The following is a 25966-nucleotide window of genomic DNA, read 5'->3' as shown; positions in this document are numbered from 1 at the left end:
AACCTAGTTACGTGTAAACCCACAGAGTTATCCACAGGAGACGCTCCGCCATGTTGAGTTCTCTGCTCGTCGCCAACCGCGGAGAGATCGCCCGACGGATCATCCGCACGGCACGCAGGCTGGGGATCCGCACCATCGCGGTGTATTCCGAGGCCGACGCCGGGCTGCCGTTCGTCAGCGAGGCCGACGAGGCGGTGCTGATCGGCCCGGCCAACCCCGCCCAGTCGTATCGCAACACCGAGGCGATCCTGGCCGCGGCCAAGACGACCGGCGCGGAGGCGATCCACCCCGGCTACGGCTTCCTGTCGGAGAACGCGGCCTTCGCCGCCACCGTCGTGGAGCACGGCCTCATCTGGGTCGGCCCGGGCCCCGAGGCCATCACCGCGATGGGCGACAAGATCAACGCGCGGAACCTCATGGCCGCCGCCGGGGTCCCGGTCGCGCCGGGCACCACCGACCCCGCCGCCACGGTCGAGGACGCCCTGGCCGCCGCGACCGGCATCGGCTTCCCCGTGATGGTGAAGGCCGCCGCCGGCGGTGGTGGCATGGGTATGGCCGTCGCCGCCGACGAGGCCGGCCTGCGCACCGAATACGAGAAGGTCCGCGGCTTCGCCGAGCGGATGTTCGGCGACGGCTCGGTGCTCATCGAGCGGTATTTTCCCAGGGTCCGCCACATCGAGGTGCAGATCCTCGGCCTCGCCGACGGCCGGGTCGTCGCGCTCGGCGAGCGCGAGTGCTCGGTGCAGCGCCGCAACCAGAAGCTCGTCGAGGAGACGCCGTCGCCGGCTCTCGACCCCAGGCAGCGCGCCGACCTGCTCGCCGCCGCCGTCCGGGCCGGCCAGGCGGTCGACTACCGCAACGCCGGCACCGTCGAGTGCCTGTTCGACCCGACGTCCGGGCAGTTCTTCTTCCTGGAGATGAACACCAGGCTCCAGGTCGAGCACCCGATCACCGAGGCCGTGTTCGGCATCGACCTGGTCGAGGAGCAGCTGCGGGTCGCGTCCGGCCTCGCGCCGACCTTCGACCCCGACGCCCTGCGCGTCACCGGCCACGCCATCGAGGTCCGCGTCAACGCCGAGGACCCGAAGCGCTTCCTGCCCGGGCCCGGTGCGATCACGTCGTGGGTCGAGCCGACCGGCGACGGCGTGCGCGTCGACGCGGGATACGGGCCGGGCACCGTCGTCACGCCCAGCTACGACTCGCTCATGGCGAAGCTCGTCGTCCACGGCGCCGATCGCGCCGACGCCCTGGCGAAGCTGCGGACCGCGGTCGCCGGGTTCGAGGTCGTCGGGCCGAAGGTCAACCTGCCGTTCTTCGCCGAGCTGCTCGACAACGCCGAGTTCGTCTCCGGCGACTACGACACCGGCATCGTGGGCCGCATGCGCCTCGGAGGTGTGCGTTGAGCTTCGTTTCCATCCGTGAGGTCGGCCCCCGCGACGGCCTGCAGAACGAGGACCCGGTCCCCGCCGCCGACAAGATCCGCCTGCTCGACGCGCTGTCGGCGACCGGGGTCGGCCGGATCGAGGCGGTCTCCTTCGTCCATCCGAAGGCCATCCCGCAGATGGCCGACGCCGACCAGGTGTGGGCGGCCGCGCAGAGGAATCCCGCGGTGCGGTATTCGGCGCTGGTGCCCAACTCGCGCGGCGCCGAGCGGGCGCTCAAGGCCGGCTTCGGCGAGATCGAGGTCGTCGTGTCGGCGTCCGAGACGCACAACCAGCGCAACGTCAACCGGTCGACCGCGGAGTCCCTCGACGACATCGCCGGCCTGATCGCGCTGCTGCACGGGGCCGGCGCGACCGCCGAGGTGATCATCTCGACGAGCTTCGGCTGCCCGTTCGAGGGCGACATCGACCCGGCCCGGGTCGCCGGCATCGTCGACCGGGTGATCGCGGACGGCGCCGACCGCGTGGCGTTCGGCGACACCACCGGCATGGCGACGCCCCGCCGGGTGCGGGAGGTGGTCGGTCTCGTCCGTGACCGCCACCCAGACATCCCGCTGCTGCTGCATTTCCACAACACCCGGGGCGCGGCCCTTGCCAACATCCTCACCGCCATGCAGATGGGCATCACCGAGTTCGACGCGAGCGTCGGCGGCCTCGGCGGCTGCCCGTATGCGCCGGGCGCCACCGGCAACGTCGCCACCGAGGAGGTCGTGCACCTGCTGCACGACATGGGCTACGAGACCGGCATCGACCTGAAGGCGCTGATCGAGGCGGCCGCGATGGCCCAGGAGATCGTCGGGCGGGAGCTGCCGTCGGGCGTGCTCAAGGCCGGTCCGCGAATCCCTTTCTGACGCCCGCTGTCCCACTTGTGCCCGATTCGCCGGGATAGTGGCGTGTCCCCGGCCGGGACGGTTCGTTGCTCAGTACGGAAACAGTCACATGTAGGGCCGACAAGCCCGACATTGATCCCGTACTGAGAGGCGGCCATGGCCCAGAGGAGCGAGCGCAACCCGCGCACGGCCCGCTGCGCCCGGTCTGCTGCCCGGATCGCCGTCAAGGGCCTGGTCGTCGCCGGTTTCGCCGGTGTGGCCTGGCTGCTGTCGGCCTCGGCGGCACACGCCTCCGACCCGTCGGGATCTGACGGTTTCCCGTCCGGGGGCTCCCTGATCGGGCCGGTGACCAACCTGGTCACCGGGGCAGGCGGCTCAGGACTCGACCTGTTCGACCTCGGTGCCGGTGGCAACCGTCACGGCGCCTCCGGCGGTCACATCGGGTCCACCGGTGTGCCCTCCGGCGCGGCGAAGCATGAGTCGAAGGGTGACCTGCTCACCGGGACGGTGCTGACCGTCCTGCGACCGGTGACGGGCACCGTCCTGACCACGACCGACAGGGCTGTGGGCCAGACCCAGGACAAGGCGGCCGGCAAAGCCGCCACTCCGGCATCCGTCAAGATGTCCCGCTTGACGACGGTGAACGCGTCGAGCGCCACGAACTCACGCACCAAGAGGCCGGCAAAAGCCGGCATCAAGAACGCCCGCAGGACGCAGACGCAGGAGCCGGCCGTCCAGGCCGAGCCGGTCGGCGTCGGGTCGACAGGCGACGTCGTAGCCGCGGCGACCGGCACGTCCCGTGCCGGCGTCGACTCGACACACGTCGCCGTGTCACGTGCCGCGGACCGGCTCGACGCCGGCGACGCCACGCACGTGCAGCCGGTCGCGGACCGGACTGAAGCACAGGGCACGCGCCACGTGCCGCTGCTGCCCCGCCCGGCGCCCGTTCCGGCGCCGGCGGTCGGCATCACCTCGGGAGCCCCGGGCACAGGCTCGGGCCTCAACCACGACGGTGGCGCCGCCGCCACGCTGCCCGCGGCACCGGCCGGCACGAAGGTGCTCACCTTCCGGCTGGACGCGGTCGAAGACGCCGAGCTACGGCTGCTCGCAGCCGAGAAGCCGACAGTCTCACCCGACTGAGGCCGGCCGGCCAGCCGACGCAGAGCGAAGCGGGCCGAGCCGGAGCCAGCCAGGGTCCGTTGACCCGCATCGACCACATCGCGGCATCTCGCAACAGAAGCAACAAATACGCACCATCCGGGCGCACGTCGACAGGGCGGAGCCGGGCAGAGCCTGCCCGCACGCAGGCTCGCGGCTTCGATCCGCGCCCATCAAGCAGCACTGAAGAGAAACACCTACCGAAGGGTCTCACTTTCACCATGAAGACGTGGGTTCGTAAGTCGCTCAACGTGGGCGTGCTTTCCGCGGGCTTCCTGCTCATCTCGGGCGGGGCCGCGCACGCCGACTGGACGACTGGCTACAACGCCGGCCTGCTCAACGGCAATCAGTTCGACACCACCCTCCAGCTGCCGATCAACGTCTGCGGCAACTCGATCGCGGTGCTCGGCTTCGCCGACGCGTCCTGCGGTGGCGGTGCCGCGGCGATCGACACCGAGAGCGCGACGACTGAGGACTGGACCACCGGGTACAACGCCGGTGTCGCCAACGGCAACCAGTTCGACACCACCCTGCAGGTGCCGGTCAACGTCAGCGGCAACGCCATCAGCGTCCTGGGCTTCTCGCAGGCGTCGAGTCAGGGCGGCGCGTACGCCGTCAAGGGCGGCATGGCGTCGGACAACGGCCGGGGCAACGGCCACGGCCGTGGCCACGGGCACGGGCACGGCGGCGGAGACGGCAACGGCAACGGCAACGGTGGCTACAACGCCAACAACAACGGTGGCTACGCCGCCGACGCCGACGGTGACTACACCGAGAGCGCCGGCAACCGTACCGAGGACTGGACCTCGGGCTACAACGCGGGCCTGCTGAACGGCAACCAGTTCGACACCACGCTGCAGGTGCCGGTCAACCTGAGCGGCAACGCGATCAGCCTGTTCGGCTTCTCCAGCGCGCAGAGCGCCGGCGGTGCCTGGGCGGTCAAGGGTGAGAGCGCCTCCACCGAGAGCGCGACCACCGAGGACTGGACCACCGGCTACAACGCGGGTCTGCTCAACGGCAACCAGTTCGACACCACGCTCCAGGCGCCGATCAACGTCTGCGGCAACGCGATCGCGGTGCTCGGCTTCTCCAGCGCCTCCTGCGGCGGCGGCGCTGTCGCCGTCGACGGTGACGGCTGGGGCGGCGGCAACGGTGGCGGCAACGGCAACGGGCACGGCCACGGTCACCACGGCAACGGCAACGGCAACGGCGGCGGCAACGGCGACTGGGACGACGACTGGGACGACAACGGCAACGGTGGTGGCAACGGCGGCTATGGTGACGACGACGCGGACACCAACGGTGGCTACGGCGACGACGACGCCGACACCAACGGTGGCTACGGCAACAGCAACCACCACGCCAACCCGAACGCGTACGGCAACGCCGCGGGCAACGCCAGCAACATGAGCTCGCACGGCGCCTCCGCGTCGCACGGCAAGGCCAAGACCAAGAAGGTCTCGAGCGAGCACGGCCACGGCAACGGCGCCGGCACCGGTACCGCCAACGACGGTGGCTACAGCAACAACCACGGCAACAACAACGGCGGTTACCCGGCCGGCCAGAACAACGGCGGCTACGGCAACGGCGACAACGACGGTGACGACGACGGCTACAACGGCGGCGGCAACGGCGACGGTGACGACGACGGCGGCTGGGGCAACGGCCACCACGGCAACGGTCACCACGGCAACGGCAACAACAACGGTGGCGGCTGGGGCAACGGCGGCGGCGCCACCGCGGTCAAGAACTCCTGCAGCGACTGGACCACCGGCTACAACGCGGGCCTGCTGAACGGCAACCAGTTCGACACCACGCTGCAGGTGCCGATCAACATCAGCGGCAACGCGATCAGCCTGTTCGGCTTCTCGCAGGCGTCCAGCCAGGGCGGCGCGGTCGCGTACTCCTGCTGACAGCGGTACCGGGGTCCCTCTGATCCGCAGGGGGACCCGGGGCCCATGCCGGGTACACACCGACCCGTGCCCGACAAAAGCCAATTGGTACTTGACCTCCGCTTCGGCTAACCTGAACGATCGTTAGGCATAACGATCGTTCAGGTTGCTGACGCGGAGGTCGCACCATGGTCGAGGGTCTTCGGAAACGCGTCGAGGCCGGTGGAGCCGAGAAGTACCACGCGGCCAACGCTGCCCGAGGGAAGCTCTTCGCCCGGGAGCGGGTCGCCCTGCTCGTCGACAAGGGCACCTTCGTCGAGGACGGGATGTTCGCCAACGTCATGGCCGAAGGCCTCCCGGCGGACGGCGTCATCACCGGCACCGCGACCGTCGACGGCCGGCCCGTCTGCCTGATGGCCAACGACTCGACGGTCAAGGCCGGCTCCTGGGGAGCCCGGACCGTCGAGAAGATCATCCGGATCATCGAGAAGGCCTACGACACCGGCGTCCCGATGGTCTACCTGGTCGACTCGGCCGGCGCCCGCATCACCGACCAGGTCGACCTCTTCCCCGGCCGCCGCGGCGCCGGGCGCATCTTCCACACCCAGGTCCGCGCCAGCGGCAGCATCCCGCAGGCCTGCGCCCTGTTCGGCCCGTCCGCCGCCGGCGGTGCCTACATCCCCGCCTTCTGCGACGTCGTCGCGATGGTCGAGGGCAACGCCTCGATGTATCTGGGATCCGACCGCATGGTCGAGATGGTCACCGGCGAGAAGACCACCCTCGAGGCCATGGGCGGCGCGAAGGTGCACTGCGCCGAGTCCGGCGTCGGGCACTTCCTGTGCAAGACCGAGGCCGAGGCGATCGAGACGGTCCGGCGGTATCTGTCCTACCTGCCGTCCAACTGGACCCAGCCCGCACCGGTCGCCGCCGCGGCAGCCGCCACGGGCCTGCCCGAGATCCCCGCCAGCGAGCGCCAGGCCTTCGACATGCGCCGGTTCGTGAAGGGGCTCGTTGACGAGGGCTCGTTCTTCGAGATCCAGGCGCTGTGGGCGCGCGAGCTCACCACCGGCTTCGCCCGCATCGACGGCAGGCCCGTCGGCGTCGTGGCCAACAACTCGCTGTTCAAGGGCGGGGTGCTCTTCGTCGACTCCGCCGACAAGGCCACCCGCTTCGTGCAGCTCTGCGACGCGTTCAACGTGCCGCTGCTGTTCCTCGCCGACGTGCCCGGCTTCATGGTCGGCTCGGCGGTGGAGAAGCAGGGCATCATCCGGCACGGCGCCAAGATGATCACCGCGATCTCCGAGGCGACCGTGCCCAAGATCTGCGTCGTGGTGCGCAAGGCCTACGGCGCAGGCCTCTACGCGATGGCCGGTCCCGGCTTCGAGCCCGACGCCACCATCGCCCTGCCTACCGCCAAGATCGCCGTCATGGGCGCGGAGGCCGCCGTCAACGCGGTGTACGCCAACAAGATCGCCGCCCTGCCCGACGAGGAGGCGCGTGCGGCGTTCGTCGCGGAGAAGCGCGCCGAGTATGAGCGCGACATCGACATCATGCGCCTGGCCAGCGAGCTGGTCGTCGACACGGTCGTCGAGCCGGGCGCGCTGCGCGACGAGCTGACCCGCCGCTTCGCCGCCGCCACTGGGAAGAACCGTCAATTCTCGCGCCGTCGCCACGGCGTAACACCCGTCTGAGAGGCATCCTGTCATGGTCGACTTCACCCTCGGCGAGGATCTCGAAGCCCTCCGCCTCAGCGTCCGCGAGTTCGCCAACGACGTCGTCGCGCCCGTCATCGGCGACTACTACGAGCGGCACGCGTTCCCCTACGACATCGTGCGCCAGATGGGCAAGATGGGCCTGTTCGGGCTGCCCTTCCCCGAGTCGCACGGCGGCATGGGCGGCGACTACTTCGCCCTCTGCGTCGCACTGGAGGAGCTGGCCCGCGTCGACTCCTCGGTCGCGGTCACCCTCGAGGCCGGCATCTCACTGGGCGCCATGCCGATCTACCGGTACGGCACCGACGAGCAGCGGGCCCAGTGGCTGCCCCGCCTGGTCTCCGGCGAAGCGCTGGCCGCGTTCGGTCTCACCGAGCCGGGCGCCGGCTCCGACGCGGGCGGCACCCAGACCCGCGCGGTGCTCGACGAGGCCACCGGCGAGTGGGTGATCAACGGGTCGAAGGCGTTCATCACCAACTCCGGCACCGACATCACCGCCCTGGTCACCGTCACCGCGGTCACCGGGGTCAATCCGGACGGCTCCAAGGAGCTCTCCGCGATCATCGTGCCGAGCGGCACGCCCGGCTTCACCGTCCAGCCCGGCTACTCCAAGGTCGGCTGGTGCGCCTCCGACACGCACGAGCTGAGCTTCGACGACGTCCGCGTGCCGGCCGCCAACCTGCTCGGCGAGCGCGGCCGCGGGTATGCGCAGTTCCTGCGGATCCTCGACGAGGGCCGGGTCGCGTTCGCGGCGCTCGGCGTCGGCCTCGCCCAGGGCTGCGTCGACGAGTCCGTCGCCTACGCCAAGCAGCGCCGCGCGTTCGGCAAGGCGATCGGGGAGTACCAGGCCATCCAGTTCAAGCTCGCGGACATGGAGGCCAGGGCGCACACCGCCCGGCTGGCCTACTACGACGCAGCGTCACGCATGGTCAACGGCCGCGAGTTCAAGCGGCAGGCGGCCATCGCGAAACTGCAGGCCAGCGACGCCGCGGTGACCAACGCCCGGGAGGCGACCCAGGTGCACGGCGGCTACGGCTTCATGAACGAGACCCCCGTGGCCCGCATGTGGCGCGACGCGAAGATCCTCGAGATCGGCGAGGGCACCTCGGAGGTCCAGCGCATGATCATCTCCCGGTCCATGGGGCTGTAGCGACACGGGGGATGTCGCCCACTTGCGTGGCCGTGCTTGCATACTGCGATGTTCGCGAAACTGGGCACGCTCATGGACCGCCACCGCTGGCCCGTCATCGGGGTGTGGCTGGCAGTGACCGTGGCGGGTGCGGTCTTCGGTGGCGGGTTGTTCGACCGGCTCGCCACCACGAGCACCAACCGCGCCGACAGTGAGTCGGCGATCGCCCAGCAGCGCATCGACGAGCTCGCCCCCGAAGGCTCGATGATCATTGCCGTCATCGAGGGCAAGGACGTCTACGATCCCGGGCTCAACGCCAGCGTCACCAAGGCGAACCAGGAGATCAAGGCGATGGCCGGGGTCAAGGAGGTCAACGACCTCTACAACGGCCCCGGCGGCCAGATCGGCGCTGACAACATGAGCTCGACGGTGCGCGTCGAGCTCGACCCGAAGCTCAGCGAGGACGCCCGCGAGCGGCTCGAGGACAAGGTCAAGGCGCGCCTGAAGCTGATCGAGGCGCCGAAGGTCACCGTCGGCGGCACGAAGATCGCCGAGCGGGCGTTCGGTGAGCAGTCCGTGCGCGACCTGGCGATCGGCGAGAGCATCGCGCTGGTGGCGCTGCTCGTTGTGCTGGTGCTGATCTTCGGTGGGGTGATCGCCGCGGGGCTGCCCCTCGCGGTCGCGCTCGTCGGGGTGTCCGGCTCGCTGCTGCTCCTGTTCGGCCTCAGCTACGCGACGAAGGTGAGCGAGTACTCCCTCAACGTCGTGACCCTGCTCGGCATCGGCCTCGCCGTCGACTACTCCCTGCTCATCGTCGCCCGGTTCCGGGAGGAGCGGCTCCTGCACGGGCCGACCGAGGCGCTCGTCGAGGCGGTCGCACGGTCCGGCCGGGCGGTCGCGATCTCCGGCATCGCGGTCGCGGCGACCCTCGCTGGGCTGACCGTGTTCGCCGAGCCGCTGCTCGCCGCGGTCGCGCTCGGCGGCGCCGCGGTCGTCGTGCTGGCCACGGTGGCCGCGTTGACGCTGGTACCGGCGCTGCTGTCCCTGGCGAAGGACAGGATCCCGGCGGCCGGGGAGGGCCGGTTCAGCTTCAAGACCGACCTGCTGGCGAAGCTCGCCGCGAAGGCGCAGCGGTCGCCGTCGCAGGTCGCGCTCGGCGTGACCGTCGGCCTGCTGGTCCTGGCCGCGCCGCTGCTCGGTGCGAACTTCGCCAACTCCGACGCGCGGGCGCTGCCGCACAGCAACGAGGCGCGGCAGGCCTACGACGCGCTGCAGGAGAAGTTCAACAACGACCACCCCGACGATGTCGTGGTCCTGGTGCAGGCCGGCCCCGAACGCGCCGACGTCCGCATGTTCATGAACCAGGTCAACAACCAGCTCAACGCGCAGGTGTTCCGCCAGGAGGTCCGCCCCGACGTGCCCAAGGGCTGGACGGTGCTCGACCTGACGCCGAAGGGAGAGGTCGGCGGGCAGGAGGGCGTGGAGCTGGTACGCAAGCTGCGGGCCATGCAGACGCCCTTCCCGAAGTGGGTCACCGGCCCGAGCGCCGAGGTCGTGGACTACCAGGACTCCCTTGCCCGGCGGCTGCCCGTCGCGGCGCTCATCGTCCTGGTGGTGACCATGGTGGTGCTCTTCATGCTCACCGGCTCCGTGGTCATCCCGCTCAAGGCCGTCCTGATGAACCTGCTGACCCTGATCGCCACCCTCGGCGTCCTGGTCGTGGTGTTCCAGTGGGGCTGGGGGCAGCTGCCGCTCTTCTTCGACTCGTGGGGCGGCATCGACCTGACCACGCCGGTGCTGCTGTTCGTGTTCATCTTCGGCCTGTCGATGGACTACGAGGTCTTCCTCCTGGCGCGGATCAAGGAGGAGTACGACCTGCGCCCCGACACCAACCGGGCGGTCCTGCGCGGCATCACGAAATCCGGGCCGGTCGTGACCGCGGCGGCGATCTGCATCGTCATCGTGTTCCTCGGGTTCACGGTCGGCGGGCTGGTCGCGGTGAAGGAGATCGGCGTCGGCATGACGGTCGCCGTGATCATCGACGTGACGGTGGTCCGCGGGCTGCTGCTGCCGGCGCTGATGACGATGCTGGACAGCTGGAACTGGTGGGCGCCCGGGTTCCTCAGGTCGCTGAGCATGGTCCCTTCGACGGCGGCGCAGCCGAAGCAGCGGGCGACGCCGAAGCAGCCGGCGACGCCGAAGCAGCCGGCGACGCCGAAGCAGCCGGCGAAGACGGAGAAGCCCGCCGCTGCCGCTCCCGTGACATCGCCCGCCGAGGAGTTGACCGTCGAAGTGCCGGCGCTCGCCGGTACACCGACTCCTGCCGCCGAGGAACTGACCGTCGAGGTGCCCGCGCCCGCCCGGAAGCCCGCCACCGGGGCGGCCCTACCGTCCGACGTGCGGCAAGCAGGTAACGCATAGATAATCGTCGTAGTTCCGACGCCCGCCTTCTTCGGAACGGCTCCGATTAGTACCCTTCCTCAACATGTCTCCAGTTGCGGATCATGATCCGCGGGGCGCCGGGGCAGGGTTCGCCGCCGCGTTGCGGACCCGCCGCCTGGCCCGGGGACTGACCCAGGAGGAGCTCGCCGCACGAGCCGGTCTCGGCGTGCGCACCCTCCGCGAGCTGGAGCGCGGCCGGGTCGCCCGCCCGCAGCGGGGGACCCTCACGTTGCTCGCCGACGCACTGGACCTGGTCGGCATGGACCGGGAGGACTTCCTCGCCGGGACCGTCACGTCCGCGCCGGCGACGTTGCCGCTGCCCACCGTGCCGGCGCTGATCGGCCGGGACGCCGACGTCGCCGAGCTGCTCGACCTGCTGGAGCGCGCCGACCTGGTCGTGCTCGTCGGCCTCGCGGGCGTCGGCAAGACCGGCCTCGCCCATGCCGTCGCGCACGCGGTCACCGGCACCGCGGTCTCGGTGACCATCACCGACGTGTCGCAACCCAACGACGTGTTCGCCGCGGTCGCCGCCGTCTTCGGCGTCGCCCGGGCCGAGGAGCTGCTCGACCGCCCGTCGCTGCTGGTCCTCGACGGGATCGACCGCTCGCACCGCAGCGCGGTCAAGGCGATCAGCTGGCTGCGCGGCCGCGTGCCGGCGGTGAAGATCCTCGCCACCAGCCGCCGCCCGCTCGCCGGCGTGGTGCCCGGCGCCGTCGACTGGCGGGTCGAGCCACTCGAACTGCCGAGTGCGTTGAGCCCTCCGGCGGTGGTACGCCAGGTGCCGGCCGTCGCGTTGTTCCTCGACCGGCTCCGGCAGGTCCGCCGCGAACCGGTGCCGGACGCCGAGGTCCCGTCCGTCGCCGAACTGGTCCGTCGGCTCGACGGCCTGCCGCTCGCGATCGAGCTCGCTGCCGCCCGCGGTCGCGTCCTGGAACTGCCCGAGCTGCTGTCCCGCTACGGCAACCGCGTCCTCGACCTCGCCGCCACCGATCCGGCCGGTCAACGACTGCGCGACGCCGTCGCCGCGAGCTATCACCTGCTGGACGAGCCGGAGCAGGCAGCACTGCGCCGCCTCGCGATGTTCCGCGGCCGCTGGTCGCTCGAGCTGGCCGAGGCGCTGCTCGGGTTCAACGCCGAGGCGGTGCTCGACCGCCTCGTCGGGCTCGGCCTGGTCAGCGTCCGCGGCCCGGGCGACCTGCGGTTCCGCCTCCTCGACGTGGTCCGCGACTTCGCCACCGAGCGCTGCGTCGAGCGTCGCGAGCTGCCGGCGGTCCGGCTCCGGCACGCCGAGGTCATCACCAGGCTCGCGACCCGGCTCGCGGCCGATCTCATCGGACCGGCCAGCGCCGCCGCCGTGTCCCGGCTCGACTACCTCAACAGCGACATCCGTGCGGCGCTGCGCTACGCCTCCGTCCGCGAACCGGTGATGGCGCTGCGCCTCGCCGGGGCGATCCCGCGGTGGTGCCGGCTGCGGGGGCGCGACGTCGAAGCGCACAAGCTGCTGCGGCGCATGCTGGACGATCCTCGTACCGGCGACTGCGACCCGGTGGTCCGGGCGAACGCCCAGGTGGCGGCCGGGATGCTCGCGATGGCGCACGGGCGTGGCGTCGCCGAGCTCTGGCCGACCGAGGCGGCGCTCGAGGTGCTCGTCGCCCACGGCGACGCGTTGGGGGAGCTCGCCGCCCGGGCGGTCCTCTCGGGCGTCTGGCAGGCGGTCGGCGGTGCCGACGAGTCCCGCCGGCACAGCGAAGCGATGCTCGGGCTGGCGATCCGTACCGGCCGGGTCCGAGAGATCGCGGTCTCGCAGAACAATCTCGCGTGGCACGACATCCGCGCCGGTGATCTGGCCACGGCCGCGCGCCGGTTGGCCGCCGCCGGACGCCGCGCCGCCGAGGCCGGCGACGCCCGCATCCAGGCGCTCGCCCAGGCGAACCTGGCCGAGGTCGCCCGCCTGGACGGGCGCTTCGACGAGGCCGTCGACCTCGCCCGCCGGGCCGCCGCCGCGTCCGCCGAGGTCGGCGACCCGACGCACCGCGTCCGCGCGCTGGGCACCCTGGGTCAGGCGCTGGCCGAGTCGCGCCGCCTTCCGGAGGCGGCGGACATCCTGGTCGAGCTCGCGGAGCTGCCGGGCAGTGCGGGCATGTCGGCGATGATCGGCGGTTACCTCGCGCTCGCCCGCGATGACCGGCCGGCGGCGGCGACGGCCTTCGAGGCCGCGGCGAACCTGCTCGCCGGTCGCGACGACATCCGGGACGTCCTGGAGGCGCTCACCGGACTGGCCGCCAGCGCCGAGCCGGCGGACCGGAAGCGCGTGCTGGGCGAGCTGGCCGGCATCCGCTCCAGAGGGCGGCTGGCGCTGCTACCGCGCGAGCGCTCGCTGCTGTCGCGCGGCTGATCGGCGCTTCGGCGGTTTAGGGCACGGACGAAGACCCCCCGGGCGCATGTTGCCTTCCCACCTGCTTCGTCCGTGCCGGCCCCGTGGTGCGGTGCCTCCCCGGGCGGACATTAACGAAGCCCTTCGTCCGGAATGCGGCTTTACACCCTGTTCACCATAGGGACCGGCAGAAGCTGCCGGTGATCCTGCCGGTCGTGTTCTTGGCTTTTTACCGTTTCCGCTGCGGGACTCCGTCTTCCGCTGCGTTGCTTCCGCTGTGTCGCCTGCGCTGTGTCGCCGTCGCTGCGTTGCTTCCGTTGCGTTGCTTCCGTTGCGCTGTGTCAGGCTGCGGCGGACGCAGCCGTTGCTGCGGCCGCGCCGGACGTCGCGCCGGGGCGGACCGCGTCGCGGATCGTCCGAAAGCTGCACAGGAGCGCCTCCAGCGCCTCCGGGGACAGCCGGCCGGTGAACCACTCCTCGATCAGGGCGAGGTGATCCGGCAGGACCTCATGCATCTTGGCCACGCCGGCGGGCGTCACGACGGTGAACGACCCACGCCGATCGGTCGGGCAGGCGCGGCGGGTCGCCAGGCCGTCGCGCTCGAGGCGGTCGACGACCCGGGTCACGCCGCTGGTGGACAGCCCGGTCTGTGCGGCGAGGTCGGTCATGCGCAGCTCGCCGCCCGGCGAACGGGCCAGCCTGACCAGCACCTCGAAGTCGACGTTGCCGAGGCCGTGCTCCGCCAACTGGACGTTGAGACGCGCGGTCACACCGGTGAAAGCCTCGACGAACAGGCCCATGGCGGTGATTCGCGGATCTTCCAGCATCTCGTCGGTCACAGTGGCAGTCTAACAGAAGAGCTTGACAAACGAGAGTCTGCTGAGCGTATATTTGCTCCAGCAAACATCTCCGCCACAGCTTATCTGGAGGGCATCATGACCGCACCGGTCACCACCCGCGAGTTCAACGGCGTCACCATCCCCACGGCCGGCAAGTTCGACCTCGACCCGGCCCACACGCGGGTCGGCTTCGTCGCCAAGCACCTCATGGTGAGCAAGGTCCGCGGCGGCTTCACCAAGGCCACCGGCAGCATCGTCATCGCCGAGGACCCGCTGCAGTCGCACGTCGAGGTCGACATCGACGCCGCCAGCATCGACACCGGCGTGGCCGACCGTGACGGCCACCTGAAGAGCCCCGACTTCCTGCACGTGGAGCAGTGGCCGTCGCTGACCTTCAAGAGCACCCGCGTGGTCGGCTTCTCCGGCGGCGAGTTCAAGCTCGTCGGCGACCTGACGATCCGCGACGTCACCCGCGAGGTCGAGCTCGACGTCGAGTTCGAGGGTCACGCGAAGAGCCCGTGGGGCCAGGAAGTCATCGGGTTCAGCGCCACCACCGAGATCGACCGCGAGGCGTTCGGCATCACCTGGAACCAGACGCTCGAGACCGGCGGCGTCCTCGTCGGCAAGAAGATCAAGATCGAGATCGGCGCCGAGGGTGTGCGCCAGGCCTGAGTCGGCAAGGGCCGACCGCGCCAACTGTAAGACCAGTGACGGGGCCGATTATGGCTTATGCCGGAGTTTGACCATCGTGCAGAGGGTGGGCGAAATCTCCCACCCTCTGCAAGGTTTTGCTCACCCTAGGCTGAGGTTGCGCCCGTTTTGTCCCTAGCGGTACACCCCGACCACTCCTAACGTGGAGGGTCCACGGGGTCGGCCGGGGATTTGGGGAACGCAATGGGGCAAGACGTCATACGAGGCGCATTCTCGCGTGAGGACCGCGCCCGATATCGGTATAAAGTCCGCCGATGTCTTGATGTCTTTGCTCTGATGCTCAACGACTTCCGGTTCGACTCGGACCGGCCGATGACGGGGCTCGAGATAGAACTCAACCTCATCGACCCCGACGCGCAGCCGGCCATGCGCAACGCCGAGGTGCTCGCCGACCTGGCCGACCCGTCGTTTCAGACCGAGCTCGGCCAGTTCAACCTCGAGATCAACGTCGCGCCGCGCGTGATCGAGGGCGACGGCCTCGACGTCTACGAGCGCGAGGTCCTCGCCAGCCTCGTCCACGCCGACGAGCGCGCCCGCAAGTCAGACGCCCAACTGGTGCTCATCGGGATACTGCCGACGCTGCGCCAGGAGCACACGGTGCTGGCCAACCTGTCCAACAACCCGCGCTACCAGTTGCTCAACGAGCAGATCATCAACGCGCGTGGTGAGGACATCGCCCTGGACATCCGCGGCCAGGAGCGGCTGGAGGCGGAGTCCGACTCGATCGCCGCCGAGTCCGCGTGCACCAGCGTCCAGTTCCACCTGCAGGTCGCGCCCGAGGACTTCGCGATGCACTGGAACGCGTCCCAGGCGATCGCCGGCATCCAGGTCGCGGTCGGGGCCAACTCGCCGTACCTCTTCGGCAAGCGGCTCTGGGCGGAGACCCGCATCGCCCTGTTCGAGCAGGCCACCGACACCCGCCCGGAGGAGCTCAAGGCTCAGGGCGTGCGCCCGCGGGTGTGGTTCGGCGAGCGCTGGATCACCTCGATCTTCGACCTGTTCGAGGAGAACGTCCGCTACTTCCCGCCGCTGCTGCCCATCACCGACGACGAGGACCCGGTCGCGGTCCTGGAGGCCGGAGGCGTCCCGTACCTCGGCGAGCTGCGCCTGCACAACGGCACCATCTACCGGTGGAACCGCCCGGTGTACGACATCATGAACGGCCGCCCGCACCTGCGCGTCGAGAACCGGGTCCTGCCCGCCGGCCCGACCGTCGTCGACCAGGTCGCCAACGCGGCGTTCTACTTCGGCCTGGTCGGCGAGCTGGTCCAGCAGGACCGTCCGATCTGGACCCAGATGACCTTCTCCGCGGCGGAGGAGAATTTCCACACCGCCGCCCGCGAAGGACTCGACGCCCGCCTGTGGTGGCCCGACCGCGGCGAGGTGCAAGTTGCAGACCTGGTGCTCGATGAGCTGCTCCCACTGGCGTCCGCCGGCCTCGACCGCTTCGGCGTGCGCCCCGGCACCCGCGACCGCCTGTTAGGCGTGATCGAAGGCCGGTGCCGCACCGGCCGCAACGGCGCGGCCTGGCAGACGGCAACGGTCAACGACCTGCAGGCCAGGCACCATCTCGACCGCCGCTCGGCCCTGCGCGAGATGCTCCAGCGCTACAGCGTCGGCCTGCACGCCAACGAGCCCGTCCACACCTGGCCGATCTGACCCACCCGCATGCCGAATGGCAGCGAGGATCGTTACTCGCCGGACCTGCCGCGACCGCGGCCACGGCCCCTGCCCGGGGCCGGCTTGGCCGGCTCGGTCGATGACTCCGTCGCGGTGTCCGACGGCCAGAGCGGCTCGACCGAGCCGCGAGGGGTGGACGACTTCGCGGGCTGCGCGTCGGGGTCTTCGGTGACGGTGTCCTCGGCGTACGCACGGTTCGCGGACTCCGACGTGTAGGTCCGGCCGGACGGCTCGCTGCCGCCGTAGGCGCGGGCCGGTGCATAGGCGTCGGACTCCAGGTCCTTGGCCGAGTCCAGGTCGGCGCTCTTGCCGGCGACGCTCGCCTTGCCCGCGCTGACACTCGCCTTGCCGGCGGGGGCGGGCGTCGCCTTGCCGGTCGAGGTCGACGCCTTGGCGGTGGTCACGGGGGGCTTCTTGCCGCCCGCGCCGATGGTGACCGGCTCGGGGGAGCGGTCCGGTGCGGCGGCCCACGGGTCATCGCCGTCCGGCTGCTCGCCCGTCTCGGCGCGGCGGCGGGCCTCGGCGGCGTCCGCGTCGGCGAGTGCCTGCGTCCAGTCGGCGATGTCGGAGGGCGCGCGCGTCGCGGTCCGCCGCGGCGGCCTTGCGGGCGGCCCGGGCCTGCGCGCGGGAGCCGCGGGGCCGATCGCCGACACGATGACCGAGCCGGCGAGGCCGGCGAGCACCGCGTAGGGCGCGATGACGAACGCCGACAGCTGCTGGTCCCGCTCGCCCACGGCGGGGGCGGCGAGGAAGTATGCGAGGGCGACGAGCAGCGGGCCGGCCGCGCCGGAGACCGCCACGCCGACCCGGTTGTCGCCGCGGCGGCCGGCGGGCCATGCCGCGAGGGCACCGATGACCAGCGCTATGGCGAGCATGAGCAGCGCCCCCGGCAGATTGACCATGCCGCGGATCCAGGTCCCGTCGGTGAACTGCCAGGTGCCGAGCTGGGCGGCGGTGGCGAGGTTGCCGTCGGCGCGGACCACGTCGATGACCGCGATGACCGCGAGCAGCCACAGCCACGCCGACGAGGCGATGACGTTGGCGGCGATCGCCCGCGCGGCCAGGGCGCCGACGGCGATCAGCAGCCCGACGATGATCCCGGCGATGGCGTAGCCGCCGGCGGTGAAGTAAGGCGCGACGTTGTCGGGCCGGGGCGTGCGGGAGGGCACGGCGACCAGCGGCACGATGATCAGGGCGCCGACGGCGGCGGACAACGCGATGACGATCCGCCAGGCGGCGGTCAATGCGTGCGCGGCCGGTGTCGAGGCGTCACCGGCGACCGGGGTGTCGGCCGGGCTGAGCCGGTCGGCGCACAGCGCGCCGATGACCGTCGAGGACGCCGCGAGCCACGCCACCCAGGCGAGGCTGCTGACCCAGACGGTCGCGCTGTTACCGGTCGGCTGCCAGGAGATGATCCCCAGGCCGTAGCCAAGACCGAGCTGCGCGGCACCCGCGCCCGCCGCGACACCGATCGCGGTGAATATTGAGGTTGCCCAGCTTCGTGCGGCCATGCCGCGCAGCGTACGCCCAGCAGTCCACCCGGGCGAGTCGATGTCAGAGGAACGTCAGGCGGTGCTGGCGGCGGTCGCGGAGGGTGGACCTGAGGTGGGCAACCTGTGCACCGGCACGCGACATGTCGGACAAGGTGGTGAACTGGGACCTATGCCTGACGAGCCGGACGACACCGCCCCGTTCGACCGACCGAGGCCCTCGGGAGAAGACCCGGATGCGACCAGGATCGGGCCGGCGGAGCCGGTCGACCCCTGGTCGACGGACCCGGACGCGACCAGGATCGGCGGCGGCACCTCGCCGTTGCGCCCCGACGACAGCGGTGCGACCAGGATCGGCGGTCCCCTCGGCCACGACGAGCCGCCCCGATGGTCGGCCCGCGCCAACGTCCCCCAACCGGGTGACCCCGCGCTGCGCCGGCCGGCCCCGGAGGAATGGATCGAGGAGGACCCGTATCAGGGCAGGTCCTGGTTCACCCCCGTGATCGTCGGGGTCGTGGCGCTGGTCCTGATCGGGGCGTTGAGCGTCGGGCTGTACCTCATCTATCAGGCGACCGCCGACGGGGACAACGCGCCGCCGGACCAGCTGCCGACCGCAGCCGGCACCAGCGTCGCCGAGCCGTCGCCGACTCCCCAGCCGACGAGCGCGGCGCCGTCGTCCGCCGCCCCGTCCGAGACGACGGGCGCCCCGCCGACCGCCGTCGCGATCCCGCCGCTGCGCGGCAACACCCTCGCCCAGGCGACGATCAAGCTGCAGCAGCTCGGCCTCGAGGTGAAGGTCGTGCGCCGTGCCGACGGCTCGGTGCAGCCCGGCGAGGTCCTGGAGTCCGACCCCGGCCCAGGAGCGGTGATCGCGGTCGGCGAGACCGTCACCCTGTACGTCGCGACCGCACCGACCGCGGCACCGCCGAAGAGTCCGGTGTCACCGCCGACAAGTTGATCAGCTCATGGCGGCGGCCGGCGTCCAGCAGCGTCAGCGTCGCGGGCGTGCGGCCTGCGCCGCAACCAGTGAGCGCGGTGAGCGCGGCGGCGGCGACGCAGGCGGCGGCCATGACAATGACGGCACTTGCGGTCAGCTTCGGATCATCCGAACGGTCAAGCGGGGACCGGTACCCGGCTGACCGCTCTCTGGGTGACTTTGACGGATCCCGGCTGGAGTCCCTGCGGTTGGACGAAGATCGACCGGCGCTCGACCGCATCGCCCGTCGCGTTGAGCTGGTATCCGTCCAGCCATGCCCATCCGTCGTAGGTCTGCCAGTCGTGCACGCGGATCACCCGGAACAGGATCGGCTGCACGAACTGCACACTCGCGGCCTTGGTAACGCGCAGCACGTCACCGGTCTTCGGTAACACAGTCAAGACTCCCGTCATCCGTCGGCATGGGGAAGGTCGGTCACGGCAATGCCGTAACCGCCGATCGGCTCGATCGTTTGTCGCTGCGTCCGCGGTGGTGACCAGGTCGTCTCGATGGCTCGATGATGAACGGACCGTGACCGCCGCCACACCCACAGATTGCCTCAGGATAGTGATCATTGCAACTTGCATGACGAAAATCCATCCCACGTATGAGTGAGCCACTCCCGAGTGGCAGGGTCAGCAGGGGATGGTGAGAATGTCGTGCCTGAGCCGGTTGCGCAGCTTCATGATGTTGCGCTGATCTATACGTATCGGAATTACGTGGCCCGGCGGAGGTGCGACGCGTGGCAAGTCGACGAGGCAGCCCGACGCTGCGACGGAGACAGCTCGGTATGGAATTGCGCCGTCTCCGCGAGGCGGCGCACGTAACTATTGATCATGTCGCAGAGCGGTTGGAATGCTCAGGGTCCAAGATCTCCCGGATCGAAACGGGACAGACCGGTGTCACCCCGCGCGACGTACGGGACATGCTGGACATCTACAACGTAGAGCCCGAATACGCCGAACAGCTGCTGAAGATCGCCAGGGAGGCGCGCCAGAAGGGTTGGTGGCAGCTCTACGGTGACGTGCTCACCGGTGCCTACGTCGGCCTCGAAGCGGCCGCCGACCACATCCGCTCCTACGAGGCGCTCGTCGTGCCCGGTCTGCTCCAGACCGAGGAGTACGCGCAGGCCATGATCCATGCGGCCCGCCCGGACATCAGCGTCACGGAGGTTGAGAAACGTGTCCGTGTCCGTATAGGCCGCCAGTCGTTGGTCACTCAGGATGACCCGATTGATCTCTGGGTGGTGCTGGATGAGGCTGTGCTGCGCCGCCCAGTCGGGGGAAGAGCGGTCATGCACCGCCAGCTCGAGCACCTGAGCGAGGCGGCCGCGTGGCCGAATGTGACCCTCCAGGTCCTGCCCTTCTCCGCCGGCGCACATGCCGGGATGGACGGGACATTCACGATGTTGCTGTACGACGAGTCCGCTGGGCAAAACTTCGTGTTCGCCTCGAACGCGGCTGGCGGTCTCTTTCTCGAGAAGGACGACGAGCTTCAGCGCTACGGATTCATCTTTGACTACTTGCGCGCCAACGCACTCCGTCCGGACGAGTCAGTGTCAATGATCGTGAAGCTGACAAAGGAGCTGTAGTGGAAATCGAGGCCAAGGGCTTCAGCGTGAATCTCGAGGGTGCGGGCTGGCGCAAGAGCACCCGTAGCGGTCCGTACTCGGACAACTGCGTCGAGGTTGCGTTCGTCGGCGGGGCCGTCGCGCTCCGGGACTCGAAGGACAAGGCCGGGGCGGTTCTGCTGTTCACCCCGGAGGAGTGGCTGGCCTTCGTCGGTGGCACCAAGGACGGGGAATTCGACCTCTCGTAAGTGAAACGCCAGGTCTGAAATCGACCGGCCCGGCCCGCGACGGTGGTACCGCCGTTGCGGACCGGGCCGGTCATCGTTGTATTCGATGAGCGCTCAGGCACCTTCCACCGGAGACCCGAACACACCCGAGTCAGATAAGGCTTGTATCCGATGAACAATGGCCCCGACAACTTCGGCAACGGATCGTCGAAGACCGACGACCGTTTCTCCGGGCAGCTCGGAAGCTACCGCCCGGGCGGGCGCCGGGACGTCATCGGCGACGGGCCGATCGATGACCTGTCGCCGCGCAACGGCTCCCCGCTGGACCGCCCGTCCTCGCCGTTGGACCGCGCGTCCCTGCCGTTGGACAACTCCCCGATCGCCGCGTCGCTGACGCCGCCGAAGCTGCCCGAGTCATCGCTGGTGGCGGACCTCGGACCGCTGACCGAGCCGATGTTCGGCCGATCCAACGTGCTGCAGGACTCCTGGCTGGACGGCCCCAGCGGCTCGATGGCCGACCACCCGCTGCTGCGGGGGCTGCTGCTGGAGCTGCCGCCCAAGGGCACGATGCCGCAGCAGGAGTGGCTGGACCGCTGGTTCGAGGCGGCCCGCTCGATCCTGGAGCTCATCTACTCGCAGGAGGCGCGCGGGCTCAAGTAGTCCCCGACAAGCGTGTGCCAGCGCACCAGTTCGGCTGTCGACAGGTCGGATCCCATGCCGTAGAAACGCAGGGAGACGCGGCCTGGGGAGGTCGGACGGGCTCCGGTGCGCGCGTGCGCGCCGGGCCCGTCGCTATTTTGAAACCCATGAGCTTCCCCAAGATCGAGCTGCACGTGCACCTCGAGGGGGCGATCCCACCAGCCACGCTGCTGGAGATCGCCCGCCGCAACGACCTGCCGCTGCCGGTCGACACCGTCGAAGGCGTGCAGGGACTCTACGAGTTCACCGACTTCAAGAAGTTCGTCGAGGTCTGGATCCTCACCACGAACTGTCTGCGCACCGCGACCGACTTCCGGCAGATCGTGGTCGACTACGCCGGCGTGGCGGCGTCGCACGGTGCGGTGTACCTGGAAGCGATCTTCTCCCCCGGCGAGCGGGCACAACGCGGTGTCGCCTGGGAAGACCTGTACGAGGGCTACACCGACGGCATCGTCGAGGCGCAGGAACGGCACGGGGTGATCGTCCGGCTGACCCCGGATCTCTACCGTGGCATGCCGGTGGACCTGGCCGAGGACGTCGCGCGGTGGAGCGTCCGCTACGCCGACCGGGGCATCGTCGGCCTCGGCCTGGGCGGCAACGAGCAGGCCGGCCCCGCGGGGCCCTATGCGAAGGCGTTCGACCTGGCCCGCGAGGGCGGACTGGCCATCGTGCCGCACGCCGGCGAGTCGGCCGGCGCCGAGTCGGTCCGCGAGATCCTGACCCTCGCACCCCACCGGCTACGCCATGGCATCCGTGCCGTCGAGGATGCCGGTGTACTGGCGGAAATCGTCGATCGTGGCCTGGTCCTGGACGTGTGCCCGACCTCGAACGTCCGGACCCGCTCGGTGTCCTCGCTGGCCGAACACCCGCTTCCCGCGCTGGTGGCGGCCGGTGTGCCGTGCACGGTCAACACCGATGACCCGGCGATGTTCAACACCGATCTGGCTCAAGAGCACCGGGTCGCTGCCGATCTCGGTCTTGGTGCGAGGGATGCCTATCTGGCAGGTGTCGCGGGCGCTGCCTGCGACGACGTCACCCGGGCACTGCTGAGAAGCAAGATCAGTGATATCGGCTGAATGTCCGATTGGCTGGCTACGTTCGGCCTAGGTCGGTGTCGCAAAGTTGATGGTCGATCTTGAAATGTCCGCTTAGCTTTGGGCAGGTTCGCTGGTGGTAACGGGGAGGCAAGGGTGAGTGACGTGTCTGATCTGATGTTCGCAATCATGAGTGGCGGCGGCCTCCTGGCCCTCAGCATCGGCGCGTTCGGCGTCCTTGACGCCTACCACAAGCGGGGAATCGGCGAGAAGCGTGTCGACTGGTTGATCGCGCTCTACGCGTTCGGTGTCGTCATGAACATCGTCGCCTACGTGATGCTCGACCGCTGGTACATCGCCGCGCCGCTGGCGCTCATGCTGGTGCCGGCCGAGCGCGCGCTGGAGAAGCGCGGCACCTTCAAGCGCCGGACCGTCAAGGTCGACGCGATCACCGGTCGCTGAGTTCCAGACGTCGAACAGCCGGCACCCTGCACGGGGCGCCGGCTGTTTGCTGGCTCCGAAGGCTGGACGCCGCCCGTTTCCGGCGCGGCCTCACACCGCGAACGTGCTGAGCTGCTCGGTCGCAGGTGCGGGCGGGGTCGCCCGCCACAGGCGCGTCTTCTGCGCGCCGAGCCGGGCCAGATAGGCCGGGTTGAGCAGGATGTAGCGCCGCCAGAGCCGCTTGGGCTCCAGGCCGAGCCGCCACAGCCACTCCAGGGCGTACTTCTGCATCCACGCGGGCGGGTTCTTCAACCCGCCGGCGTGGTAGTCGAACGCGGCGCCCACCGCCAGCATCGGCGCGTCCACCAGGTGGCGCATGCCGTAGACGAACACCTCCTGCCGGGGGCAGCCGAGGCCGACCATGACCACGCGCGCCCCGGACTCCTTGATCCGCGCGGCGATCTCCTCGGGCTCGCCCGGCTGCGCCGCGCGAAACTTCGAGGCCTCCATGCCGGCGATCTTCAGCGCGGGGAACCGCTCGTGCAGCTTCTGCACCAGCAGGTCCAGCGTCGGCTGGGTCGAGCCGTACAGGTACACCGGCAGGCCCTGCTCGGCGCTGGCCCGCAGGACCCGCAGCGTGAGCTCCGGCCCGTAGACCCGGTCGGCGAGCCTGGCCCGGTGCAGCAGGTTGAGCGCCCAGCGCACCGGCTGCCCGTCGGGTGTGACCAGGTCGAAGGCGTTGAGCCGGGCGCCGTGCGCCTTGTCCTGCACGCCGGTCATCACGCCGTGCACGGCGAGCGCGGTCACGGCCAAGGACCGGCCGTCCCGTGCGGCGCTCATGACCTTGTCGACGGCGCTGTCGTAGTCGACGGCGCTCACCTGCACGCCGAGGACGTTCTGCTTGCCCTGGTCGATCACTGGTCAGGCTTCCGGGGTCCACTTGTCGACATTGGCCTCGTAGATCTCCTGACAGATCATCGGCACGTCGTAGACCTGCTTCCAGTCCGGGTAGTCCAGCTGGAAGCGCTCGTTGGACCCGATCCACCACTGGTGGTCGCCGACCCGGTTGGCCTCGTGATACTCGGTGACCATCTCGTTGCCGGTGATCCGCTGCGCCTCCGCGAACGCCTCCAGCATCGAGGTGTTCGAGTGCCGGCCGCCGCCGAGGTTGTACACCGCCGCGGACCGCGGGCTGCGGAAGAACGCCTCGAACGCGCTGGTCACGTCGTGCGAGTGGATCGCGTCGCGGACCTGCTTGCCCTTGTAGCCGAACATCCGGTAGGTCCGGCGCTCCATGTTGCAGCGCATCACGTATGCCAGGAAGCCGTGCAGCTCGGTCGCCGAGTGCGCCGGCCCCGTCAGCGTCCCGCCACGGAAGCACGCGGTCTTCATGTCGAAGTAGCGCCCGTATTCCTGCACCATGACGTCGGCCGCGACCTTGGACGCCCCGAAGACGGAGTGGAGGCACGCGTCGATCGACATGTCCTCCTTGATCCCGTTCTCGTACGGGTGACCCGCCTCGATCTCCCACCGCGTCTCCTGCTCGACCAGCGGCAGGCTGTTGGGCCGGTCGCCATACACCTTGTTGGTCGAACAGTGGATGAACGGCGCCTCGATGCAGTGCTCCCGCACGTTCTGCAGCATGTTGAGCGTGCCGCCCGCGTTCACGTCGAAGTCGGTGAACGGGTCCCGCACCGCCCAGTCATGGCTCGGCTGCGCCGCGGTGTGCACGACCAGCGCCACATCCTTGGCATACCGCTTGAAGATTGCCGCCAGCGCGTCCCGGTCCCGGATGTCCACGTCATGGTGCGTGTACGCATCCCCGAGGTCGCTCGCCAGCCTGACGACGTTCCAGGCGGTCGACGCTTCAGCCCCGAAGAACTGCTTCCGCATGTCGTTGTCGATGCCCACGACATCCAGCCCCAACGAGGCAAAATGTCGAACGGCCTCAGACCCGATCAACCCGGCAGACCCGGTGACGATGACGACGCTCACGAGAAGAACTCCTTGCGACTCCAGCAGGTCGCGCCGAGCATACCCCGCACCGTGCAGTCAGCTTTTTGACGCAGTACCAACGCCAAAGGAGGAGCGAGAGACGAACGGACGAACCTCAACCACCGACGCGTTTGAGGGGGTGTGGGTGGAGCGAAGCTCCCCCACCGGGGCGCGAGACGAAGTCTCGCGCGGAGGATCCACCACGTAAACGGCGAACGCTCCCCGCAGCGTGAGCAGGGAGCGTCCAACGTGGTGGGGAAGGGGGGAGTTGAACCCCCACGCCCTTTCGGGCACACGGACCTGAACCGTGCGCGTCTGCCATTCCGCCACTTCCCCTTGACGACCGGCGAGCCTGTCGTCTGGCAGTGCTCAGAGTAGCGTGTCCCAACTCGGCGTTTTGACCGGGTAGGGACTAGGCTGCCCTGGGCGCCACGGAAGAGTAGCACGGGCTGACCGGTCAGCTTGCAACAGGGCGTGCGACGTCCGGATACCATCATGACCTCGGAACCCGAGGAGGAACCGGTGAGTGTGCTGCAGCGCTTCGAGAAGCGCCTAGAGGGCCTGGTCGAGGGGGCCTTCGCAAAGGTCTTCAAGGGGGTCGTCCACCCCGTGGAGATCCTCAACGCCATGCAACGGGAGGCGGAAGCCCACAAGGCGATTCTGGCTGGCGGGCGCACGCTCGTGCCGAATCGCTACGTGATCGACCTTTCGCCCTATGACCACAGTCGGCTGGCGCCGTATGCCGCCGCGCTCGCCCAGGAGCTCGCCCAGTCACAGGCGGAGTTCATCGGCGAGCAGGGGTGGACGGTCTATGGCGACGTCATCGTCGAGATCGAGCGGGGTGACGGCCTCGACACCGGCATGTTCCGGGTGACGGCCGAGGTCTACACGGGCGGCGAGGTCGCGCCGCAGGCCGCGCCCGATCCGTATGGCGGCTACAACCAGGGCGGTGGCTACGGGCCAGGTGCCGGCGGCCCCGGTGGGCCCGCCCGCAACGTACGACTGGTGTCCGGCGACGGGCGCAGCTACCCTCTGTCGATCGGCTCGACCGTGATCGGCCGGGGCGACCAGGCCAACATGCGGCTGCCAGATGTCGGCATCTCGCGGCGTCACGCGCGACTCGACTTTGACGGTGCGCAGGTGGTGCTCACCGATCTCGGCTCGACGAACGGCACGATGGTCAACGGGCAACGCGTCTCCGCGGTCGCGCTGAATCCGGGTGACATGATCCAGCTCGGCACGACCACGCTCACCTACCGCGTGGATGGCTGAAGTTACTGCACCACGTGGTCGACGTTAGGCGGATCTGGATGAGTGCACCTGCT

General features: G+C 69.8%; 22 protein-coding genes and 1 tRNA gene. 17 read left to right on the top strand and 6 right to left on the bottom strand.

Features of this window, described 5'->3' with window-relative positions; genetic code table 11:
* Nucleotides 1–50 precede the first annotated feature (50 nt).
* The 8 genes from OHA72_RS08000 (at nt 51) to OHA72_RS07965 (ending at nt 13000) form a co-directional block, all read left to right on the top strand.
* Complete coding sequence (locus OHA72_RS08000) at nt 51–1403, top strand: acetyl-CoA carboxylase biotin carboxylase subunit (RefSeq protein ID WP_327007202.1); 1353 nt, start codon at nt 51–53, stop codon at nt 1401–1403.
* The gene (locus OHA72_RS07995; RefSeq protein WP_327007201.1) at nt 1400–2293 is read left to right on the top strand and encodes a hydroxymethylglutaryl-CoA lyase; all 894 of its coding nucleotides are present in this window, start codon (nt 1400–1402) and stop codon (nt 2291–2293) included. The genes OHA72_RS08000 and OHA72_RS07995 overlap by 4 nt, the downstream gene beginning before the upstream one ends.
* A 135-nt stretch (nt 2294–2428) precedes the next feature.
* Nucleotides 2429–3412 carry a hypothetical protein gene (locus OHA72_RS07990; RefSeq protein WP_327007200.1) on the top strand — a complete coding sequence of 328 codons (984 nt, stop codon included), beginning with the start codon at nt 2429–2431 and terminating at the stop codon, nt 3410–3412.
* 239 nt (nt 3413–3651) lie between these two features.
* Entirely contained in the window at nt 3652–5343 is a 1692-nt protein-coding gene (locus tag OHA72_RS07985) for a chaplin family protein (protein WP_327007199.1), read from the top strand.
* Between the two features lie 167 nt (nt 5344–5510).
* Complete coding sequence (locus tag OHA72_RS07980; protein ID WP_327007198.1) at nt 5511–7013, top strand: acyl-CoA carboxylase subunit beta; 1503 nt, start codon at nt 5511–5513, stop codon at nt 7011–7013.
* A 13-nt stretch (nt 7014–7026) separates the two neighbouring features.
* Complete coding sequence (locus tag OHA72_RS07975) at nt 7027–8184, top strand: acyl-CoA dehydrogenase family protein (protein WP_327007197.1); 1158 nt, start codon at nt 7027–7029, stop codon at nt 8182–8184.
* Nucleotides 8185–8232: 48 nt separating this feature from the next.
* Entirely contained in the window at nt 8233–10584 is a 2352-nt protein-coding gene (locus OHA72_RS07970; RefSeq protein ID WP_327007196.1) for an MMPL family transporter, read from the top strand.
* Between the two features lie 64 nt (nt 10585–10648).
* The gene (locus OHA72_RS07965) at nt 10649–13000 is read left to right on the top strand and encodes an ATP-binding protein (RefSeq protein ID WP_327007195.1); all 2352 of its coding nucleotides are present in this window, start codon (nt 10649–10651) and stop codon (nt 12998–13000) included.
* A gap of 320 nt (nt 13001–13320) precedes the next feature.
* Here OHA72_RS07965 and OHA72_RS07960 read toward each other — a convergent pair whose 3' ends face one another.
* On the bottom strand, nt 13321–13818 hold the full coding sequence (locus OHA72_RS07960; RefSeq protein WP_442788535.1) for a MarR family winged helix-turn-helix transcriptional regulator: 498 nt from the start codon (nt 13816–13818) through the stop codon (nt 13321–13323).
* Nucleotides 13819–13914: 96 nt separating this feature from the next.
* Between OHA72_RS07960 and OHA72_RS07955 the strand changes: the two genes are divergently transcribed.
* Nucleotides 13915–14490 (top strand): YceI family protein, encoded by a 576-nt coding sequence (locus OHA72_RS07955; protein ID WP_327007194.1) that lies wholly within the window; start codon nt 13915–13917, stop codon nt 14488–14490.
* A 222-nt stretch (nt 14491–14712) separates the two neighbouring features.
* Nucleotides 14713–16188, top strand: a complete 1476-nt coding sequence (locus OHA72_RS07950; protein ID WP_327007193.1) for a glutamate-cysteine ligase family protein — start codon at nt 14713–14715, stop codon at nt 16186–16188.
* Nucleotides 16189–16220: 32 nt separating this feature from the next.
* Here the strand turns inward: OHA72_RS07950 and OHA72_RS07945 are convergent, their stop codons facing one another.
* Nucleotides 16221–17564, bottom strand: coding sequence for a hypothetical protein (locus tag OHA72_RS07945; protein ID WP_327007192.1), 1344 nt, complete (start codon nt 17562–17564; stop codon nt 16221–16223).
* A gap of 307 nt (nt 17565–17871) precedes the next feature.
* On the opposite strand from OHA72_RS07945, the gene OHA72_RS07940 reads away from it, so the two are divergent.
* Nucleotides 17872–18657 (top strand): PASTA domain-containing protein, encoded by a 786-nt coding sequence (locus OHA72_RS07940; protein ID WP_327007191.1) that lies wholly within the window; start codon nt 17872–17874, stop codon nt 18655–18657.
* Nucleotides 18658–18812: 155 nt separating this feature from the next.
* Here OHA72_RS07940 and OHA72_RS07935 read toward each other — a convergent pair whose 3' ends face one another.
* Complete coding sequence (locus OHA72_RS07935) at nt 18813–19070, bottom strand: hypothetical protein (protein WP_327011498.1); 258 nt, start codon at nt 19068–19070, stop codon at nt 18813–18815.
* A gap of 395 nt (nt 19071–19465) precedes the next feature.
* Between OHA72_RS07935 and OHA72_RS07930 the strand changes: the two genes are divergently transcribed.
* The 5 genes from OHA72_RS07930 to OHA72_RS07910 all read left to right on the top strand — a co-directional run bounded on the left by OHA72_RS07930 (nt 19466) and on the right by OHA72_RS07910 (nt 22667).
* A complete protein-coding gene (locus OHA72_RS07930; protein ID WP_442788534.1) occupies nt 19466–20266 on the top strand; it encodes a helix-turn-helix domain-containing protein in 801 nt (266 codons plus the stop codon).
* Nucleotides 20266–20493 carry a DUF397 domain-containing protein gene (locus OHA72_RS07925; RefSeq protein ID WP_327007189.1) on the top strand — a complete coding sequence of 76 codons (228 nt, stop codon included), beginning with the start codon at nt 20266–20268 and terminating at the stop codon, nt 20491–20493. Before OHA72_RS07930 ends, OHA72_RS07925 begins: the two co-directional genes overlap by 1 nt.
* Nucleotides 20494–20643: 150 nt before the next feature.
* Nucleotides 20644–21132, top strand: a complete 489-nt coding sequence (locus tag OHA72_RS07920) for a hypothetical protein (RefSeq protein ID WP_327007188.1) — start codon at nt 20644–20646, stop codon at nt 21130–21132.
* A gap of 113 nt (nt 21133–21245) precedes the next feature.
* Nucleotides 21246–22247: an adenosine deaminase gene (gene add, locus OHA72_RS07915; RefSeq protein WP_327007187.1), complete on the top strand. Its 1002-nt coding sequence runs from the start codon at nt 21246–21248 to the stop codon at nt 22245–22247.
* A gap of 123 nt (nt 22248–22370) precedes the next feature.
* Nucleotides 22371–22667, top strand: coding sequence for a hypothetical protein (locus tag OHA72_RS07910; protein ID WP_327007186.1), 297 nt, complete (start codon nt 22371–22373; stop codon nt 22665–22667).
* A 90-nt stretch (nt 22668–22757) separates the two neighbouring features.
* On the opposite strand, the gene OHA72_RS07905 is transcribed toward OHA72_RS07910, so the two are convergent.
* The 3 genes from OHA72_RS07905 to OHA72_RS07895 form a co-directional block, all read right to left on the bottom strand.
* A complete protein-coding gene (locus OHA72_RS07905; RefSeq protein WP_327007185.1) occupies nt 22758–23564 on the bottom strand; it encodes a WecB/TagA/CpsF family glycosyltransferase in 807 nt (268 codons plus the stop codon).
* A gap of 3 nt (nt 23565–23567) precedes the next feature.
* A complete protein-coding gene (locus OHA72_RS07900) occupies nt 23568–24641 on the bottom strand; it encodes an NAD-dependent epimerase/dehydratase family protein (protein ID WP_327007184.1) in 1074 nt (357 codons plus the stop codon).
* A gap of 250 nt (nt 24642–24891) precedes the next feature.
* A tRNA-Leu gene (locus OHA72_RS07895) sits at nt 24892–24977 on the bottom strand.
* Nucleotides 24978–25136: 159 nt separating this feature from the next.
* Between OHA72_RS07895 and OHA72_RS07890 the strand changes: the two genes are divergently transcribed.
* Nucleotides 25137–25913, top strand: coding sequence for an FHA domain-containing protein (locus tag OHA72_RS07890; RefSeq protein WP_033359881.1), 777 nt, complete (start codon nt 25137–25139; stop codon nt 25911–25913).
* The last annotated feature ends 53 nt before the right edge of the window (nt 25914–25966 follow it).

Origin of the sequence: Dactylosporangium sp. NBC_01737 (genome assembly GCF_035963215.1) — a bacterium.
Taxonomy (GTDB): Bacteria; Actinomycetota; Actinomycetes; order Mycobacteriales; family Micromonosporaceae; genus Dactylosporangium.
The sequence above is the reverse complement of the archived record's forward strand: the minus strand, read 5'-3'. Positions and strand labels throughout refer to the sequence as shown.

Excerpts from the sequence above, each read along its gene's own strand:
- OHA72_RS07950 (WP_327007193.1), top strand. The coding sequence starts at position 14,713 with ATGGGGCAAGACGTCATACGAGGCGCATTCTCGCGTGAGGACCGCGCC.
- OHA72_RS07955 (WP_327007194.1), top strand. The coding sequence starts at position 13,915 with ATGACCGCACCGGTCACCACCCGCGAGTTCAACGGCGTCACCATCCCC.
- OHA72_RS07965 (WP_327007195.1), top strand. The coding sequence starts at position 10,649 with ATGTCTCCAGTTGCGGATCATGATCCGCGGGGCGCCGGGGCAGGGTTC.
- OHA72_RS07930 (WP_442788534.1), top strand. The coding sequence starts at position 19,466 with ATGGAATTGCGCCGTCTCCGCGAGGCGGCGCACGTAACTATTGATCAT.
- OHA72_RS07970 (WP_327007196.1), top strand. The coding sequence starts at position 8,233 with ATGTTCGCGAAACTGGGCACGCTCATGGACCGCCACCGCTGGCCCGTC.
- OHA72_RS07920 (WP_327007188.1), top strand. The coding sequence starts at position 20,644 with ATGAACAATGGCCCCGACAACTTCGGCAACGGATCGTCGAAGACCGAC.
- OHA72_RS07985 (WP_327007199.1), top strand. The coding sequence starts at position 3,652 with ATGAAGACGTGGGTTCGTAAGTCGCTCAACGTGGGCGTGCTTTCCGCG.
- OHA72_RS07890 (WP_033359881.1), top strand. The coding sequence starts at position 25,137 with ATGACCTCGGAACCCGAGGAGGAACCGGTGAGTGTGCTGCAGCGCTTC.
- OHA72_RS07975 (WP_327007197.1), top strand. The coding sequence starts at position 7,027 with ATGGTCGACTTCACCCTCGGCGAGGATCTCGAAGCCCTCCGCCTCAGC.
- OHA72_RS08000 (WP_327007202.1), top strand. The coding sequence starts at position 51 with ATGTTGAGTTCTCTGCTCGTCGCCAACCGCGGAGAGATCGCCCGACGG.
- OHA72_RS07990 (WP_327007200.1), top strand. The coding sequence starts at position 2,429 with ATGGCCCAGAGGAGCGAGCGCAACCCGCGCACGGCCCGCTGCGCCCGG.
- OHA72_RS07980 (WP_327007198.1), top strand. The coding sequence starts at position 5,511 with ATGGTCGAGGGTCTTCGGAAACGCGTCGAGGCCGGTGGAGCCGAGAAG.
- OHA72_RS07940 (WP_327007191.1), top strand. The coding sequence starts at position 17,872 with ATGCCTGACGAGCCGGACGACACCGCCCCGTTCGACCGACCGAGGCCC.